The sequence below is a fragment of the Demequina silvatica genome (assembly GCF_000971215.1).
Classification (GTDB): Bacteria; Actinomycetota; Actinomycetes; order Actinomycetales; family Demequinaceae; genus Demequina; species Demequina silvatica.
Map to the genome: position 1 here is coordinate 156,908 of NZ_BBMA01000005.1, position 17,287 is coordinate 174,194.

The 17,287-nt window shown below is 73.2% G+C and carries 13 protein-coding genes; 7 read left to right on the plus strand and 6 right to left on the minus strand.

The window, feature by feature from the left end:
- Nucleotides 1-25: 25 nt before the first annotated feature.
- Complete coding sequence (gene lepA, locus AOM05_RS08290) at nucleotides 26-1,879, minus strand: translation elongation factor 4 (protein ID WP_439644560.1); 1,854 nt, start codon at nucleotides 1,877-1,879, stop codon at nucleotides 26-28.
- A 162-nt stretch (nucleotides 1,880-2,041) separates the two neighbouring features.
- Here lepA and AOM05_RS08295 point away from each other — a divergent pair, with 162 nt between their 5' ends.
- The 3 genes from AOM05_RS08295 to rpsT all read left to right on the plus strand — a co-directional run bounded on the left by AOM05_RS08295 (nucleotide 2,042) and on the right by rpsT (nucleotide 4,588).
- Nucleotides 2,042-3,754 carry a putative bifunctional diguanylate cyclase/phosphodiesterase gene (locus AOM05_RS08295; RefSeq protein WP_156165115.1) on the plus strand — a complete coding sequence of 571 codons (1,713 nt, stop codon included), beginning with the start codon at nucleotides 2,042-2,044 and terminating at the stop codon, nucleotides 3,752-3,754.
- The gene (locus tag AOM05_RS08300) at nucleotides 3,751-4,251 is read left to right on the plus strand and encodes a type II toxin-antitoxin system PemK/MazF family toxin (protein ID WP_062521170.1); all 501 of its coding nucleotides are present in this window, start codon (nucleotides 3,751-3,753) and stop codon (nucleotides 4,249-4,251) included. The genes AOM05_RS08295 and AOM05_RS08300 overlap by 4 nt, the downstream gene beginning before the upstream one ends.
- Before the next feature lie 76 nt (nucleotides 4,252-4,327).
- On the plus strand, nucleotides 4,328-4,588 hold the full coding sequence (rpsT, locus tag AOM05_RS08305) for a 30S ribosomal protein S20 (RefSeq protein ID WP_062289062.1): 261 nt from the start codon (nucleotides 4,328-4,330) through the stop codon (nucleotides 4,586-4,588).
- 309 nt (nucleotides 4,589-4,897) lie between these two features.
- On the opposite strand, the gene holA is transcribed toward rpsT, so the two are convergent.
- From holA to AOM05_RS08320, 3 genes are read right to left on the minus strand one after another with little or no spacing between them, the layout of a single operon-like run.
- Entirely contained in the window at nucleotides 4,898-5,878 is a 981-nt protein-coding gene (gene holA, locus AOM05_RS08310) for a DNA polymerase III subunit delta (protein WP_062521173.1), read from the minus strand.
- Between the two features lie 5 nt (nucleotides 5,879-5,883).
- Complete coding sequence (locus AOM05_RS08315) at nucleotides 5,884-8,169, minus strand: ComEC/Rec2 family competence protein (RefSeq protein ID WP_062521175.1); 2,286 nt, start codon at nucleotides 8,167-8,169, stop codon at nucleotides 5,884-5,886.
- Nucleotides 8,170-8,173: 4 nt separating this feature from the next.
- A complete protein-coding gene (locus AOM05_RS08320) occupies nucleotides 8,174-8,896 on the minus strand; it encodes a ComEA family DNA-binding protein (protein WP_062521177.1) in 723 nt (240 codons plus the stop codon).
- A 156-nt stretch (nucleotides 8,897-9,052) separates the two neighbouring features.
- Here AOM05_RS08320 and AOM05_RS08325 point away from each other — a divergent pair, with 156 nt between their 5' ends.
- Nucleotides 9,053-9,613 (plus strand): hypothetical protein, encoded by a 561-nt coding sequence (locus AOM05_RS08325; protein WP_062521179.1) that lies wholly within the window; start codon nucleotides 9,053-9,055, stop codon nucleotides 9,611-9,613.
- A gap of 7 nt (nucleotides 9,614-9,620) precedes the next feature.
- Here AOM05_RS08325 and AOM05_RS08330 read toward each other — a convergent pair whose 3' ends face one another.
- Both AOM05_RS08330 and leuS read right to left on the minus strand, forming a co-directional pair.
- Nucleotides 9,621-10,472, minus strand: a complete 852-nt coding sequence (locus tag AOM05_RS08330; protein ID WP_062521182.1) for a DegV family protein — start codon at nucleotides 10,470-10,472, stop codon at nucleotides 9,621-9,623.
- A gap of 49 nt (nucleotides 10,473-10,521) precedes the next feature.
- The gene (gene leuS, locus AOM05_RS08335; protein WP_062521505.1) at nucleotides 10,522-13,008 is read right to left on the minus strand and encodes a leucine--tRNA ligase; all 2,487 of its coding nucleotides are present in this window, start codon (nucleotides 13,006-13,008) and stop codon (nucleotides 10,522-10,524) included.
- A 227-nt stretch (nucleotides 13,009-13,235) separates the two neighbouring features.
- Here leuS and AOM05_RS08340 point away from each other — a divergent pair, with 227 nt between their 5' ends.
- The 3 genes from AOM05_RS08340 to AOM05_RS08350 all read left to right on the plus strand — a co-directional run bounded on the left by AOM05_RS08340 (nucleotide 13,236) and on the right by AOM05_RS08350 (nucleotide 17,283).
- Complete coding sequence (locus AOM05_RS08340) at nucleotides 13,236-14,462, plus strand: carboxypeptidase-like regulatory domain-containing protein (protein ID WP_062521184.1); 1,227 nt, start codon at nucleotides 13,236-13,238, stop codon at nucleotides 14,460-14,462.
- A 160-nt stretch (nucleotides 14,463-14,622) separates the two neighbouring features.
- The gene (locus AOM05_RS08345; protein ID WP_062521186.1) at nucleotides 14,623-15,384 is read left to right on the plus strand and encodes a CAP domain-containing protein; all 762 of its coding nucleotides are present in this window, start codon (nucleotides 14,623-14,625) and stop codon (nucleotides 15,382-15,384) included.
- Between the two features lie 123 nt (nucleotides 15,385-15,507).
- The gene (locus AOM05_RS08350) at nucleotides 15,508-17,283 is read left to right on the plus strand and encodes a D-alanyl-D-alanine carboxypeptidase family protein (protein ID WP_062521188.1); all 1,776 of its coding nucleotides are present in this window, start codon (nucleotides 15,508-15,510) and stop codon (nucleotides 17,281-17,283) included.
- Nucleotides 17,284-17,287: the final 4 nt, after the last annotated feature.

Here is a 17,287-nt window from a genome sequence, read left to right on the forward strand (position 1 = left end):
GATCCGTCGCGTCGGACGGGAGCACCTACTTCTTCTTGCCCTTGTCGGAGCCGTCGTCGGACGTCGACAGCGCCGCGATGAAGGCCTCCGGCGGCACCTCGACCGAGCCGATGTTCTTCATGCGCTTCTTGCCGGCCTTCTGCTTCTCGAGCAGCTTGCGCTTGCGCGAGATGTCGCCGCCGTAGCACTTCGCGAGCACGTCCTTGCGGATGGCGCGGATGGTCTCGCGGGCGATGATGCGCGAGCCGACGGCGGCCTGGATGGGCACCTCGAACTGCTGGCGGTCGATGAGGTCCTTGAGCTTGCCGACCATCGACAGGCCGTACGAGTACGCCTTGTCCTTGTGGACCACCGCGCTGAACGCGTCCACCTGCTCGCCCTGGAGCAGGATGTCGACCTTGACCAGGTCCGCCACCTGGTCGCCCGCGGGCTCGTAGTCGAGCGAGCCGTAGCCGCGCGTGCGGGATTTCAGCTGGTCGAAGAAGTCGAACACGACCTCCGCGAGCGGCAGCGTGTAGTGCATCTCGACGCGGGTCTCGCTGAGGTAGTTCATGGTGCCCATCACGCCGCGGCGCTCCTGGCACAGCTCCATGACGGTGCCGATGAACTCGCTGGGCACCAGGATGGACGCCTTCACCACCGGCTCGCGGACCTCGTGGATCTTGCCGCCGGGGAACTCGGACGGGTTGGTGACGGTGTGGACCTTGCCGTCCTCCATCTGGACCTCGTAGACCACGTTCGGGGCGGTCGAGATGAGGTCGAGGCCGAACTCGCGCTCGAGGCGGTCGCGCACGATCTCGAGGTGGAGCAGGCCCAGGTAGCCGCAGCGGAAGCCGAAGCCGAGCGCAACCGAGCTCTCGGGCTCGTAGACCAGCGATGCGTCGTTGAGCTGCAGCTTGTCGAGCGCGTCGCGCAGGATCGGGAAGTCCGAGCCGTCGAGCGGGAACAGGCCCGAGTAGACCATGGGCTTGGGGTCGCGGTAGCCGCCGAGCGACTGCTCGGCGCGCCGGCCCGCGAGGGTGACGGTGTCGCCCACCTTGGACTGGCGCACGTCCTTCACGCCCGTGATGAGGTAGCCGACCTCGCCCACGCCGAGCCCCTTGGTGGGCACCGGCTCGGGGCTGATGACGCCGATCTCCAGGAGGTCGTGCGTCGCGAGGGTCGACATCATCGCGATCTTCTCGCGCGGCTTGAGCGAGCCGTCGACCACGCGGACGTAGGTGACCACGCCGCGGTACGTGTCGTACACGGAGTCGAAGATCATGGCGCGCGTCGGCGCGTCCGCGTCGCCCACCGGGGCGGGGATGTCGCGCACCACGCGGTCGAGGAGCTCGGGCACGCCCGCGCCGGTCTTGCCCGACACGCGCAGGACGTCCTCGACCTCGCAGCCGATCAGCTGCGCGAGCTCGGCCGCGTAGCGGTCCGGGTCCGCCGAGGGCAGGTCGATCTTGTTGAGCACCGGGATGATCGTGAGGTCGTTCTCCATCGCCAGGTACAGGTTGGCGAGGGTCTGCGCCTCGATCCCCTGCGCCGCGTCGACCAGCAGGATCGCGCCCTCGCAGGCCGCGAGCGAGCGCGAGACCTCGTAGGTGAAGTCGACGTGGCCGGGGGTGTCGATCATGTTGAGCGCGTGCGGCGCACCGTCGACGGACCACGGCATGCGCACGGCCTGCGACTTGATGGTGATGCCGCGCTCGCGCTCGATGTCCATGCGGTCGAGGTACTGCGCCTTCATCTGCCGGGGCTCCACCACGCCGGTGAGCTGGAGCATGCGGTCCGCGAGGGTCGACTTGCCGTGGTCGATGTGCGCGATGATGCAGAAGTTGCGGATGAGCGCCGGCTGGGTCGAGGCGGGCTCGATGCGGGGATCTGCGGACACGGTGATGACGGTTCCTCGGTTCGTGCTGGTGGGTGCGGGATATTCTCCCACGAAGTCGGGCGGCACCGCGGCGGCCCTCGCCCTCATGACCGGCGCCGACGTGCCGATACAAGGGACGGAACCTCGTGCGACGTGCGCGGGGCCACGATCGAGGAGGCGAGCATGACGGAGTCCAGCCTGTTCCGTCCCGCGTTCGACGGCTCGCCCATCGGCATGGTGGTGCTGGGCTCGGACGGCGTGGTGCTCGACGCCAACGGCGCGTTCGGCCGGATCGTCGGCCGCACCGTGGCGGGGCTGCGCACCTACCGGCTGCGCGACCTCACCCACCCGGACGACGTGTCGCACCACGAGGAGCTGCGCTCGCAGCTCGACCAGGAGGAGCTGCCGTACTTCCAGGCGCAGACCCGCCTGCTGCACCGCAACGGCGACGCGGTGTGGACCCGCATGACGGTCTCCCCCGCGCCCGAGGGGCACAGCCTCGGAGAAGGCCGCGGCGAGGCGCGGTACTTCGTGCATGTCGAGGACATCACGGAGATCCGCCGCGCCAAGGACCTGCTCGAGCGGCGCGCGATGTACGACCACCTCACGGGGCTCGCGAACCGGACCAACCTGCTCGAGCGTCTCGAGGCGGCGCTCGAGTCGCGCCGCACGGACGCGCACACCGTCGCGTGCATCTTCCTCGACGTCGACCACTTCAAGGTGGTCAACGACTCGCTGGGCCACGAGGCCGGCGACGCCCTGCTGCAGGAGATCGCTCGCCGCATCAAGGGCGCCGTGCGTCCCGGCGACACCGTCGCCCGGCTGGGCGGCGACGAGTTCGTGGTGATCCTCGAGTCCGTCGCGACGCAGGCGGCCGCGGAAGCGCTCCTCACGGTGATCGCGTCGGACGTGCAGATCCCCTTCACCGTCGGCGGGCACGAGGTGGTCCCCACCGTGAGCGCCGGGCTCGCGCTCGCGGAGCCGGAGATCACCGCCGAGAGCCTGCTGCGCAACGCCGACACCGCGATGTATGCGGCGAAGCAGCGCGGCCGCGCCCGCGTCGAGGTGTTCACCAGCGAGCTGCGCTCGCACGCCCTCAACAAGCTGTCCATCGAGTCGGAGCTGCGCGCCGCGATCCGCGAGGGCGAGCTGGTGGTCCACTACCAGCCGATCGTCCGGCTCGACACCGCCGAGGTGGTCGCGTACGAGGCGCTGGTGCGCTGGAACCACCCCAACCGCGGCCTGCTGCTGCCCGAGGAGTTCATCGAGGTCTGCGAGGAGGCGAACCTCGTGGTGCCGCTCGGCGCGTTCGTGATCTCGCAGGCGTGCGAGTTCATCGCCGGCCACCCCGAGTTCGCCGGACGCGTGTTCGTCAACGTCTCGACGCGGCAGATCGGCTCGGCCGACCTCACCCGCGTGGTCACCCAGGCGCTCGAGGCGACCGGGATCGACCCGCGCCGCCTGGGCCTCGAGATCACCGAGTCCGGGATGCTCATCGCCACCCAGGCCGCGCGCTCCGACCTCGAGGGTCTCACCGCCCTCGGCGTCGACCTCATCATCGACGACTTCGGCACCGGCTACTCGGCGCTCAGCTCCGTGCTGCTCAACCCCGTCTCGGGGCTCAAGCTCGCCCGCGAGTTCACGCTGCGCCTGGGCGACCGGGGCACCGGCGACCGCATCTCCACCACCGTCGCCGCGCTCACGCGCAGCCTCGGGATGTCCGGCGTGATCGAGGGCGTCGAGTCCGAGGCGCAGCGCGCGATCGCCCGCGAGCACGGCTGGACGCTCGGCCAGGGGTTCCTGTTCGGCCACGCGAAGCCCGTCGAGGAGCTCGACCTGCGCGGTCCCTCCCCCGTGGCGGAGCCGCACGAGGGGCCGGTACCGTCGGCGGGGTGAGCTCCCTGTTCGACCTGTTCCGGCGCATCGTCCGGGCCGTCCGCACCACCCCGCGACCCGGCGCATCGTCCTCTCCCACCTCGACCGCCACGGGCTACCCGGGCGACTTCACGGGCGTGCCGCGCGTGTCCTACTCGCCCACGCTGGACGGCACCCCCGACCCGGGCGAGGTCGTGTGGACGTGGGTGCCGTTCGAGGAGGACCACTCCCAGGGCAAGGACCGGCCGGTGCTGCTGATCGGACGCGACGGGCGGTGGCTGCTCGGGCTCATGCTCACCAGCCAGGATCACGACCTCGACGCCGCGCAGGAGGCGCGCTGGGGCCGCTACTGGATGGACATCGGCGCCGGTCCGTGGGATTCTCAGGGGCGGCCGAGCGAGGTCAGGCTCGACAGGATCCTGCGGGTCGACCCCGGCTCCGTGCGCCGCGAGGGCGCGATCCTCGACCGCGCGACGTTCGATCGCGTCGCCGGTTCGCTCAAAGAGCACCATCGCTGATACAATTTCCGTTCGTGTGTGAGCGCCTGCTCGCGCTCCACCCCCTGAATTTTCACCAAGACGCAGAAGGAACGCTGTGGCAAACATCAAGTCGAAGATCAAGCGCATCGGCACCAACGAGAAGGCTCGCCTGCGCAACGTCGCCGTCAAGTCGGAGCTCAAGACCAACGTCCGCAAGGTGCGCGAGGCCATCGCCGCCGGCGACAAGGCCACCGCCGAGACCGCCCTCAAGACCGCCTCCGTCAAGCTCGACAAGGCCGTGTCCAAGGGTGTCATCCACAAGAACCAGGCCGCGAACCGCAAGTCGGCGCTGGCCAAGCAGGTCGCCGCTCTCTAAGCGACCTCCACGCACCTACGCCCCGCATCGCTTCGGCGATCGGGGCGTTCGTGCTTTCCGGGGTAAGTGGTCCGGCGCCTCCGGGCGTGGGCCTCCCATCCCCGGCGCGTGCCTCGTATGGGGAGCTCAGCGACGGTTCCGCGGGATCGCCGCGCGCTGCGGGGAGATCAGCGACGCCCGGCCGATCGCGCGGGACGGACGTCGCTCAGCTCCCCATGGGAGCCCGCGACCTCGCGAGACCGTCGCTCACTTCCCCACGGCGTGCCGGGCGGTGCCGGAACCGCGTCGGCACCCGCACCCCCGCCCGCCTCAGGCGGCGAGCTCGGCGACGGTGCGCACGCAGCGCTCGAGCGCGAAGCCGGGCGCGCGCGATGCGCCCTTGATCTCCGCGTCCGCGCGCGCAACCGCCTGGACGGCGAGCGCGAGGGTGTCCGCGTCCCAACGGCGCAGGTCGCGGCGGGCGCGATCCTCCTGCCACGGCTGGATGCCCAGCTCCTTGAGGCTCACCCCCCTGCCGCGCGCCGCACCCACCTTGATGAGGGTGCGCAGCTTGGAGGCCAGGGCGGCGACCAGCGGCACGGGATCCGTGCCGGTCGACAGCGCGTGACGGACCAGCGCGATCGCGTCCGCCGTGCGGCCCGCGATGGCAGCGTCCGCGACCGCGAAGCCCGTCGCGTTGACGCGCGTGCCGTAGTAGCGGGCCACCGCCGCCTCGTCGATCGAGCCGTCGACGTCGCTCATCAGCTGCGCGCACGCTGCGGCCAGCTCCGGGACGTCCTCGCCGATCGCGTCCACGAGCGCGCGGATCGCGCGCGCGGGCGCCGGGCGCTTGGCGCGCTCGAACTCCCCTGTCACGAAGTCGACCAGCTCCGCGTCCTTCTTGATGGCGGGGCAGGTGTACTCGGGCGTCCCGCCCTTGCGCAGCGTGTCGAGCAGCTTCTTGCCGCGCACGCCGCCGGCGTGGAGCATCACCACCACGCACTCGGGATCCGGCTGCGCGACGTACGCGAGCGCGTCCTGCAGGAAGTCGTCGTTCATCGCCTCGAGCGACTCGACCACCACCAGCCCGGGGTCCGCGAACAGCGAGGGGCTGGTGGCGCCCGCGAGCCCGCCGCGCACGTAGGCGCTGGCGTCGAGCCTGCTCACCTCGATGTCTCCGGCCTTGCGCATGATCGCGGTGACGCGCTCTACGGCCCGGGAGGCCAGCAGCTTCTCCGGACCCGAGATCAGCAGCACCGGCGCGGGCGCGGCACGGTACCAGGTCGCCTGAGGTGCCTGCCGTCCCGCCATGGGCACTAGCCTCCCACGGCGGTCCGACACTCCCTGACCAGCGCCACCTCGCCGGCGAGCGTCCCCAGCACCACGTCCCCGCACAGGTCCGTCCGGAGCACCGCCGCGCCGTCCGCCCCGTAGAGCGCGAGCGCCTCCGGCGACGGATGGCCGTAGTCGTTGCCCTCCCCCACGGACACGAGCGCGACCGGCGCGCCCACCGCTCGCACCAGCGCGGCCTCCTGCGACGCCGAGCCGTGATGGGCGACCTTCACCACGTCCACCGCGCCCAGCAGGCCCGCGACGCGCTCGAGGCGCCGCTGGCCCTCGACCTCCAGGTCGCCCAGTGCGACGGTCACGATCCCGTCCGCGGTCAGCCGCAGCACCGTCGACGAGTCGTTCACCTCGGTCCCGTCCCTCGACGCGGGCGGCGGACCCGTCTGGAGCACCTCGACGTCGACCCCGCCCACCCGCACGGCCTCGCCTTCGACCGGCAGGCGGGCGTCGACGCCCGCGAGGGACGATGCGGTGGCCGCCGACGCGGCGGGCGGCAGCCAGGCCTGGCTCACCTCGACGGCGGCGAGCACGTCCTCGAGCCCACCCGTGTGATCCGCGTGCTCGTGCGAGAGGACCAGCAGGTCGACGCGGTCGACGCCGAGGCGTGCGAGACAGCCGGCCGCCGCGTCGCCGGCCGGGCCCACGTCGACCATCACCACGGCGCCTTGTCCTTGCACCACCAGGGCGTCGCCCTGGCCCACGTCGCAGGCGACCACGCTCCAGCCGTCGATCGCGCCGCCGAGCGCCGAGGGGAGCCACCGGGGCGGCGCGTGCACGAGCAGGCCGATCGCGGAGGCGGCGACCGCGCCCGCCAGCCACCACGGGCGCGGCGCGCGGGCGGCCACCGCGACCGCCACCACGAGCGCCAGGCCGAGCACGATCCCCCTCGTCCCGATCGCGGACGTGAGCTCTCCGCCGGGCGCCGCCGTGAATGCGCGCGCGGCTGCGACCACGGGCCATGCGCAGGCCGCGGCCGCCTCCGCGAGCGCGTGCGCGACCGCGGGGAGCGGGCCGGCGGTCACCAGCGCCGCCACGCCCAGCAACGTCACCGGGATCGCGGCCGGCGTCGCGACGGCGTTCGCCGCCACCGCCCACGGCCCCACCCCGGCGTCGAACGAGGCGAGGATCGGCAGGCACGCCGCCTGCGCGACCACGGTGAGCGATGCCGCGTCCGCCAACGGGGCGGCGAGCCATCGCCGCAGCAGCGTCGACAGCCCGGGAGCGAGCAGCGCGATCGCCGCCACGGCCGCGACGGACAGCGCGAGGCCCGCGTCGCGTGCGAGCTCGGGGCGCGCCACGATGAGCACCACCACCGCGGCCGCGAGCGCGGGCGCGGTCTGCCCCCGCCTGCCCGCGACCAGCGCACCCGCCGCGATCGCCGCCATCGTGAGCGCGCGGAGCACCGACCCGCCGCCGGACACGGTGGCGGCGAACGCGACGCAGGCGAGCAGTGTCCCCAGCGCGACCAGCACCGGCGATGCCCGCGCGCGCCGCAGTCCGGCCCCGACCGCGGCGGCGAGGATCGCGAAGTGCGCGCCCGAGACGGCGGTGAGGTGCGCGAGGCCCGTCACGCGCATCTGCGCAACCAACGCGGGGTCCATCGCCGAGGTGTCCCCGATCACCATGCCCGCCACCACGGGCGCGGTGACCGGGTCCACGCCCACGAGCGCCGCGCGGAGGTCCTCGCGCGCGCCCTCGGCGACGGCCCTCCACCCCGTCGGCGGCGTCGACGCGACCAGGCGACCCGCGACCAGCGCGTCCACGGTCCCGTGGGTGGACGGCGCGGTGGTACCCGCAAGCGTCGCCTCCCCGCCACGCGCGGGGGCGTCCGCCGCGTCCACGAGCAGCACCACCAGCCCGGCTCCGCGCTCCCACGTCGCGTCGCCCGGCTCGCGCCACGCCCCGACGTCCACGCGGACCGCGACGCGCGGCTCCGCATACGCCGAGTCCACCGGCCTCACCTCGACCACGCGTCCGCGCGCCTCGACCATCGCGTGCTCGTGCGCAGGGATCCACGCCCGCGCCCGCACCGCCGCGCCGGCGGTGGCCGCCGCGGCGCCGCCCGCGACGGCGGCCAAGAGCAGCAGCGGCACCAGGCCGGACGGGGTGCGTGCCGCCACGGCGGCGAGCGCCGCCACGCACCACGCGATCGCCACCAGGAGCCCGCCGCGCGGCCCCGCGGACCAGGCGCCGAGCGCGACGGTCCACACGGCGGCGGCCGCGGGGACCAGCCGCAGGTCGCCCCATCCGCCCACGGGGTCACGTGGTCGCCACGCCGGCGAGCGAACCGACGATCGACGGACCCACGCCGGAGACGCGCTCGAGATCCTCGAGCGTGAGGAACGGGCCGTTGGCCTCGCGGTCCTCCACGATCCGTGCGGCGAGCACCGGGCCCACGCCCGGGATCTCCTCGAGCGCCGCGGCGTCCGCGGAGTTGAGGTTGATGAGCGCGGAGCCGCCCGTCGCCTCCCCGCCCTCCGCGCCCGCGCCCGCGGCCACCGCCGGTCCCGCGCGCGCCACGACGATGTGCTCGCCGTCCACCACGGGTCGCGCGAGGTTGATCGAGGACTCGTCGGCGCGACGCCCCAGGCCGCCCGCGAGCTCGATCGCGTCCGCGACCCGCGAGCCGGCCGCGACCTCCACGAGCCCCGGGCTGCCCACCGCGCCGCTCACGTGCACCACGAGCGCCGCCGTAGACGTAAGCGCGAGCCCCGGCGAGGCCCCGGTCGACGGGCCCGCGGACACACCCGGCGAGGCGCCGGCCACCAGCGGGCTCATCGGCTCGGCGCGTAGCCCCCACCACGCGACAGCGGCGATCACCGCCACCACGGCGGCCGCCGTGAGGGCCGTCCGAGCGTCGAGCCGCCAGCGTGTGGGGTGGGGCGCGGGCGGCTCGGCGCCGTGGCCCGCGGCGTACGCGCGCGACGCGGCGTCCCGCAGCCCGGCCGACCACCGGGCCCGCACATCCTCGGAGGAGTCCATGCCTGTCACGCTAGGAATCCCGCCCCGTGCGCGACACCGCCACCGCCGCATCCGTGGACAACGGCCGTCCTGCGCGGACCCGTGGACATCACCGCGCGCGCACGCCCCCAGAAGTGGGGTCTTGGCCGATAGCAGGAGCGTCGTCAGGATGGCCGTATGGCCCAGACCGTCGCGCCCGCACAGCGGCGCACCCTGGTGATCGCGTGCACCGCGGCCCTCGCGGTCCTCGCGGGCGGCGCCGCGTACGCGCTGGCGGACGGTCCGCTCGACACCGATGGTGGGCTGGGTGTGTGCGCGCCGCAGCGCCCGGACGGCGTCACGCTGTACTACGCCGTGCTGCTGCCGAACACGGGCGCCAACGCGATCGATGTCTGGTCGGTGACCGCGACCGGCACCAACCTCGGTTCCGTCGAGTTGCTCATCGATCCGACAGGCCCGGACGTGGGCCAGGCCATGGGGACCATGGAATGGCCCGCGGACAACGCCGACGACGCGGCGCAGGACATCATGGCCCGCGCCGTCGCTCCCGGCGACGCCGCCATCGAGCCAGGCGGGATGGGACAGCTGCTGGTCGCGTTCACGCCGCAGGACGCCGCCGCGCACGCCTGGGTGGACCGCATCGAGATCCGCTACGCGAGCGGGTGGCGCGACTACACCGAGACCTTCGACGGCTACCGGCTCGAGTTCACCCCGAGCGACTCCTGCACGCTGGGCTGAGAACGGGTCAAACGGCCGCGAGGTCCGCGACCACCGCGGCCAGCGTGCCGGGCCCCACGTGCACGGCCAGCACCGCGCTCACCTCCGCCACCGTGACCGGGGCGACGTCGGGATGGCGCGCCTCGATCTCGGCCGCCACCGACGCGGCCTGCTCCGCCGCGCCCACGCCCATGACCGCCACCGCGGGCCTCGCGCACCTGGCCAGCGCATCGTCCACCGCGGCGTGAAGGGCCGCCCGCGCGCGGGCGAGGCCCCGCACGCGCGACGCGAGGACCACCTCGCCGTCCCTCACCTCGAGCACCGGGCGGATGCCCAGCACGCGCCCGACCGCCGCGACCGCGGGGCCCACGCGGCCGCCGCGCCGGAGGTGCTCGACGGACTCGACCGTGAACACGCAGCGCGAGCCGGCGGACACGGCGCGCGCGACCGCCGCAACCTCGGCGGCCTCCGCGCCGGCGGCCGCGGCCTGAGCGGCCGCGATCGCCGCGAAACCCGACGCCATCGCGACGGTCCTGGTATCGACCACCTCGACGGGCACGGCCGCCCGGCCGGCGGCCGCCCGAGCGGCCTCGCAGGTCCCGGACAGCGCGCCGGACATGGCCAGCAGGACGATGCGCCGGGCACCGGCCGCGACGGCCGTCGCGATGGCCTGGTCGAAGGCCGCGGGGGTGGGCTGGGAGGTCGAGACGTCGGTGCCGGCGCGGAGGTGGTCGACCACCTCGGCGGGTCCGATCTCGACGCCCTCGGCGCGCGCGTCGCCGTCCACGACCACCTGCAGCGGCACCACCCCGATGCCCCACCGCTCCGCGAGATGCGGCGGCAGCGAGGCGGCGGAGTCGGCGATGACGGCGACGGTCATGGCGTCACCCTAGCGACGGTGGCGACCTGCGAGGCGCTGCGGCGCGGGATCAGCCGATGACGATGTTGACCAGGCGCGGCGCCTTCACGATCACCGTGCGGATCGACGCATCCCCGATCGCGCGCTTGGCGCCGTCCGTCTCGAGGGCGAGCGAGCGCAGCTCGTCCTGACCGATGCCCGGGGGCACCTCGAGGCGGTCGCGCACCTTGCCCATCACCTGGACGATGCACGTGACGGTCTCCTCGACCAGCAGCGACCGGTCGACGGCCGGGTAGGTCGCGAGCGCCACGTCGGAGTGGCCGAGCATCGACCACATGTCCTCCGCCGTGTACGGAGCGAACAGGCTCAGCAGGATCGCGACGGCCTCGGCGGCCTCGCGCACCGCCGGGTCGGCCGGGCCGGCGCCCGAGTCGATCACCTTGCGGGTGGCGTTGACCAGCTCCATGGTGCGGGCCACCACGACGTTGAACTTGAAGCCCTCGACCAGCTCCTGCGACTCCGCCAGCGCCTTGTGCGTGACGGCACGCAGCGCGGCGTCGCCGGTGGCGGCGTCGACCCCCGGCGCGGACTCGACGTCGCGCGCCAGGCGCCACGCACGGGCGAGGAACTTCTGCGAGCCGGCGGGCGAGACGTCCGCCCAGTCGATGTCGTCCTCCGGCGGGCCGGCGAACGCCATGGTGAGGCGCACGGCGTCGACGCCGAACTCGTCGAGCTGCTCGGACAGGCGCACCAGGTTGCCGCGCGACTTCGACATCGCGGAGCCGTCCATGAGGACCATGCCCTGGTTGAGCAGCGCGGTGAAGGGCTCGCCGAAGTCGATCATCCCCATGTCGCGCAGCGCCTTGGTGAAGAAGCGCGAGTACAGGAGGTGCAGGATCGCGTGGGTCACGCCGCCGACGTACTGGTCGATGGGCGCCCAGCGCTTGGCCTCCTCCACGTCGAACGGGCCATCCGTCTTCCCGGGCGACAGGTAGCGCAGGAAGTACCAGGACGAATCCACGAAGGTGTCCATGGTGTCGGTGTCGCGCAGCGCCGGCGCGTCGCAGCGCGGGCAGGTGGTGTTGACCCAGTCCGAGGCCGCCGCGAGCGGCGACTGGCCCTTGGGCTTGAGGTCGAGACCCTCGGCGTTCGGCAGCTTCACGGGGAGCTGGTCGTCGGGGACCGGGACCTCGCCGCATGCCTCGCAGTGGATGATCGGGATGGGCGTGCCCCAGTAGCGCTGGCGCGAGATCAGCCAGTCGCGCAGGCGGTAGTTGGTGGCCGCGTCGCCGGTGCCGGCCGCGGACAGCTCCGCGACGATCGCCTCGATCGCCGCCGCCTTCTCGAGCCCGTCCAGCGAGCCCGAGTTCACCAGGACCCCGTCGCCCGTCGCGGCCACACCCGTGGCCGCCGGGTCGCCGAAAGGCTCCCCCGCATCGTCCCGGCAGTCGAGGACCACGCGGACGGGAAGCGACATGGCGCGGGCGAAGTCGAGGTCGCGCTGGTCGTGCGCGGGCACGGCCATGATCGCGCCGTGGCCGTAGTCGGCCAGCACGTAGTCGGAGGCCCAGATGGGCAGGCGCTCGCCGTTGACCGGGTTGATGCCGTAGCGCTGCAGGAACACGCCGGTCTTGGGGCGGTCGGTGGCGAGGCGGTCGATCTCGGACTCGCCCTTCACCTTCTCGACGTAGGTCGCGAACGCGTCCTGCGTGGCGGCGTCGGCCCCGGTCGCCAGCTCGGCGGCCAGGTCGGAGTCCGCCGCGACCACCATGAAGGTCGCGCCGTGGAGCGTGTCCGGGCGGGTCGTGTAGATGGTGATGGGCTGCTCGCGGCCCTCGATCTCGAACGTCACGTCCGCGCCGCGCGAGCGGCCGATCCAGTTGCGCTGCATCGCGATGACCTTGGACGGCCACGTCTCACGCAGGTCCTCGAGGCCGTCGAGCAGCTCGTCGGCGTACTCGGTGACCTTGAAGTACCACTGGTTGAGCTTCTTCTTGGTGACGGGGGTGTCGCATCGCTCGCACAGCCCGCCGACCACCTGCTCGTTCGCGAGCACGGTCTGGTCCTTGGGGCACCAGTTGACGTTCGAGTGCTTGCGGTACGCGAGGCCGCGCTCGAACAGGCGCGTGAAGATCCACTGGTTCCAGTGGTAGTAGTCCGAACGGTGCGTCATGAGCACGCGGTCCCAGTCGAACGAGCACGCGTAGCGCTTCATCGAGCTCAGCTGCTGCGCGATGTTGTCCTCGGTCCAGCCGGCCGGGTCCACGCCGCGCTTGATCGCCGCGTTCTCCGCGGGCAGGCCGAAGGAGTCCCAGCCGATCGGGTGGAGGACGTTGAAGCCCTTCTGCACCCAGTGGCGCGCGATGACGTCGCCCAGCGCGTACGCCTCGGCGTGACCCATGTGCAGGTCGCCCGACGGGTACGGGAACATGTCGAGCACGTACTTGGTGGGACGCGCATCGTCCTCGCGGCCCGAGCGGAACGGCTGGCGCTCCTCCCACACGGGAAGCCAGCGGTCCTCGATGGCGCGGAACTTGTAGCGGTGCTCGTCGGTCATGGGCGTCTCGGTCACCCGAGAGATTCTACCGAGGGACGATGCGGCGGCTGGCCGCCTCGAGAACACGCTCGCGGAGTGCTCTTCGCCACACCGTCGTCGTCGACGTCACCCGGTGTCGCTACAGTGCGTTCACCGGCAGAGCGCAGGGTGCCTCCCCGGCTGAGGGAGTGTGGCCCGTGCCCATCGCAGCGTCCCGTCGGGTACGCATCGCTGCCATCGTTGCCGCGATGCTCCTCGCTCTCGGCATCACGGCGGCCGCCGAGCCCGCCCGCGCGGACGCCGCGACTCGCTCCATCTCCGGCACCGTCGCACTCCCCGAGGGCGCGCCGCTCGACTACTACCGCTTCGTCTTCGTGCGGGCGACCGGCCTGGACGGCCAGGCGGGCGGCTTCGTCGCCGTGTCGCGCACCGACGGCTCGTACACGTTGGACGGGCTCGCGCCGGGGCGCTATCGCGTCGCCTTCCCGCTCTCCCTCACCACGGAGACGCAGTCGCTCAGCATGCCGGCTCTGGTGCGCACGTCCTACTGGCCGGGCGCGGTCACCCAGGGCACCTCGACGCCCGTGGACGTGACCGCCGCGGACGCCACACGCATCGACCAGACCATGGAGTGGTCGGGCACGCTGTCCGGGAAGGTGACGGTTCTCAGCGAATCGATCGCGAGGCCGAACCTGAGCCAGGTCGGCGTGTGGCTTGCCGGTGCCCGGGGCACGCACTTCCACGTCTCGCCGGGAGCGTACGGCTTCACCTTCACGAACCTTCCGCCCGACACGTACGACGTCTCGTTCGGCGCCTCCGAGTGGGCGCTGCCCGACGTCGCGTCCGAGTGGTACGACGACGCGTACTCGTATACGGACGCGACCCGGGTCACCGTCGCCCCGCGCGCCGCCGTCACCGGCATCGACGCGGTGCTCGAGAAGGGCGCGTGGTCGGCGACGCCCCGGCCCACGATCGCGTCTCGCGCGCTCACCGCCGGCGCGACGCTCACCGCGCGGACCGGGACCTGGATCCCGTCGATGACCCCGGCCTACCAGTGGCGGCGCAACGGCGCACCCATCGCGGGCGCGACCGCATCGACGTACCGGCTCACCACCGCTGATCGCGGCGCCGCCGTCACGGTCGCGGTGACTGCCGTCCGCGCGGGCTTCGATGCCATCACCCGCACCTCGGCGCCCGTCGGCGTTCCGCGCGTGTTCGCGACCGCGCCCATCCCCACCGTCTCCGGCACCCCGCGCGTCGGCAAGGTCCTCACGGCCGCGGCCGGGACGTGGAGCCCGCGCGCCTCCCTCGCGTACCGGTGGCTGCGCGACGGGCGCCCGATCGCGGGCGCCAGCAAGGCGAGCTACACGCTCACGGCGCAGGACCGGGGCGACCGGATCAGGGTGCGGGTGACGGGCACGCGCGCGGGATATGTCACAGCGACGCGGTTGAGCGAGGCGCGACTGGTCCGCTGACGGCCGGAGTGCAATACCTCACATCCCACGCATAGACACGGCTCACGCTCGTGTGGCCTACCCCACACGAGCGACCGTTTCCGCAACCTTTCGGACAACATGCCGATATCCAACCTGGAAGCGGGCGCAGTAGACCCCGCTCACCTTCGAGGAGGCCAGCATGCGCCCGTCCGCCACCGCGGTCCCGCACACCCTGGCGCGTCGTGTCGCGCTCATCGTCACCGCTGCGTTCGTCGCGGCGTTCGTCATGAGCTCCGGCCCGGCTGACGCCGCGACCGATCCCCTGACCAAGGTGCTGCAGCGCACCAACGCTCACCGCCAGGACGAGGGCCTCAAGCCGCTCACCCTGCGCGCAGGGATCGTCGACGTGTCGCAGGGCTGGAGCGGCCACATGAAGGCGACGCGCACGCTGGCGCACAACCCGAACTTCTACGAGCAGATGCCGAACGGCGCCTCGAGCGCCGCGGAGAACGTCGGTTACGCCTGCGGCTTCGGCGGCAAGGCAAACAACACCGCTCAGATCATGAGCGGCTGGCTGAAGTCCGCGGGCCACGAGGCCAACATCACGGGCAACTTCACCCAGATCGGCATCGGCATCGCGTACAACAGCTCGACCGACTGCGCGTGGGCCACCCAGAACTTCGGCAAGTACCCGCTGACGTTCAACCAGGCCCCGCGCCCGGAGGTCAACGGCACCATGAAGATGGGCAAGACCGTCGCCGCCCGCACCGGCACGTGGAGCCCCACCCCGAACCTCTCCTACAAGTGGCTGCGCGACGGCAAGGTCATCACCGGCGCCACCGGCAAGTACTACAAGCTCCGCTGGGCCGACAAGGGCCACACCATCAAGGTGCGCGTCATCGCCAAGAAGACCGGTTACACCACCACCACCCGCCTCAGCCCGGGGGTCAAGTTCCGCTGATCCCGGGACGATGTCGGGCCCGCGTGGCACCATGGAGGAACGCGCGCGTCCGGACGGACCTCGACCCGCGGTCGACGGCCCCTCATCGCGCCGCGCGGCTCCGCAGGTGGAGGGAGGGAACCCATGGCGGACGGTGGCGGGACCGGCTGGCGCCGGAGCCTGCTCACGGGGATCACGACGCTGACGGCGGCCTCCACGCTCGCCTTCGCCGCCGTGCCCGCCCACGCCGCCACGGTGTCGCCTTCACCCTCGCCCGCCGCGGGCGAGCAGGTGGACGATGCCCCGGTCGCCTCCGCGGAGCCGTCACCCGAGGCGTCGGTCGCCTCGCCCGAGCCCTCCTCCACCGCGACGTCATCGCCCAGGCCCACACCCACGTCCTCCCCCACCGGCACCGCGAAGCCCGACCCGCAGCCTGCTCCGAAGCCTGACCCGGACCCGGACCCCGACCCGAAGCCGTCCGGCACCACGGACCCCGCGCCGGACCGCGAGCCGGCCGCCGCGCCGCCGGCCGACCCCGCTCCCCTCCCCGCACCCGAGGCGACGCCGTACGACCCGGACGCCCCCGCATCGTCCGGCGTGCCCGCCCCGGACCCCATCGGAAGGGTGACGTTCGACGACGTGTCCGGCGTGCTGGGCGACCCGACGTACTCGGAGTTCGCCGCGGCGATCGCGTGGATGGGCCGCGCGGGGATCGACGGCGGCACGCTCACGGAGGCGGGACGCGCGTTCGCGCCCGAGCTCGACGTGACGCGTGGCGAGTTCGCCGCCTTCCTCTACCGGCTCGCGGGGTCGCCCGCGACGGTGGTGCCGCGCGGCTCGCCGTTCGCGGACGCCGGCCGCCGCGACACGGAGCACGCAGCCGAGATCGCGTGGCTCGCCGCGCAGGGCGTGGTGGTGGGCGAGCGTGACGGCGTGCGGCGGCTGTTCCGTCCCGACGACGCCCTCACGCGGGGCGACATGGCGCGCATGCTGTACCGCTTCGCGGGCGCGCCCGTCGCGCGGAAGGCGGACGCCGCGCCGTACGCGGACGTGGCAGGCGGCTCCCAGATGGACGATGCCGTGGCGTGGCTGGCCGCCGAGGTCGCCGAGTTCGGATGGGAGGGCCCGGACGGGCTCGAGTACCGCCCCGAGGAGACCCTCACACGCGGCGCCGCCGCCGCGGTGCTGTTCCTCGCCCACCGCGCGGGCGTGGGCTTCGCGGCGTGGGACGCGCCGCTGCGGCTGGTGGACCCCACCGTGGTCGCGGTCGCGGTGGACTCCGCGCTGAACCTCCGCACGGGCCCGTCGCTGGCGGCGGACGTCGCCGGGCAGCGCGCAGACGGAGAGACGCTCGCGACCACCGGCGCCGTGACGCGCAGCGGATGGGTCGAGGTGCGCGTGGACGGGCGGCTGCTGTGGGTCTCGCCCGACTACCTCGAGGTCGAGGCGACCGCCGGCGCGACCGCCGGCGCGACCGCCGGAGAAGGCGCGGGCACCACCCGCCCGGCCCTCGCATCGTCCTACCGGAACGGCATGATCCCGGCCTCCGCGCTGTGCGGCCTCAGCTGGAACCCGGGGCTGCTGCTCGCGTGCGGCGCGGCGGCGGACCTGGAGCGGCTCGACGCGGCCTTCGAGGCGACGTTCGGGCTGCACATCCCGGTGGGCGGCGCCTACCGCGACTATGCGGGGCAGGTGGCCGCGACCGCGAGGTACGGTGGCATGGCGGCGGTGCCGGGCACGTCTAACCACGGCTGGGGCGAGGCGATCGACCTGTCCGAGCCGGGCATGCCGGGTGGCTGGGACGGCGAGGCGTACGCCTGGCTGATCGCGACCGCTCCCGCGTTCGGATGGACGCTGCCCGGGTGGGCGCGACCTGATGGAGCCAAGCCCGAGCCGTGGCACCTCGAGCACGTCGGGTGACGCG

Bases quoted from the DNA above. Each gene is read 5' to 3' on its own strand.
- AOM05_RS08320 (WP_062521177.1), bottom strand. From the start codon at position 8,896: ATGGACTCCTCCGAGGATGTGCGGGCCCGGTGGTCGGCCGGGCTGCGG.
- AOM05_RS08350 (WP_062521188.1), top strand. From the start codon at position 15,508: ATGGCGGACGGTGGCGGGACCGGCTGGCGCCGGAGCCTGCTCACGGGG.
- holA (WP_062521173.1), bottom strand. From the start codon at position 5,878: ATGGCGGGACGGCAGGCACCTCAGGCGACCTGGTACCGTGCCGCGCCC.
- leuS (WP_062521505.1), bottom strand. From the start codon at position 13,008: ATGACCGACGAGCACCGCTACAAGTTCCGCGCCATCGAGGACCGCTGG.
- AOM05_RS08345 (WP_062521186.1), top strand. From the start codon at position 14,623: ATGCGCCCGTCCGCCACCGCGGTCCCGCACACCCTGGCGCGTCGTGTC.
- AOM05_RS08340 (WP_062521184.1), top strand. From the start codon at position 13,236: ATGCTCCTCGCTCTCGGCATCACGGCGGCCGCCGAGCCCGCCCGCGCG.
- AOM05_RS08295 (WP_156165115.1), top strand. From the start codon at position 2,042: ATGACGGAGTCCAGCCTGTTCCGTCCCGCGTTCGACGGCTCGCCCATC.
- AOM05_RS08325 (WP_062521179.1), top strand. From the start codon at position 9,053: ATGGCCCAGACCGTCGCGCCCGCACAGCGGCGCACCCTGGTGATCGCG.
- AOM05_RS08330 (WP_062521182.1), bottom strand. From the start codon at position 10,472: ATGACCGTCGCCGTCATCGCCGACTCCGCCGCCTCGCTGCCGCCGCAT.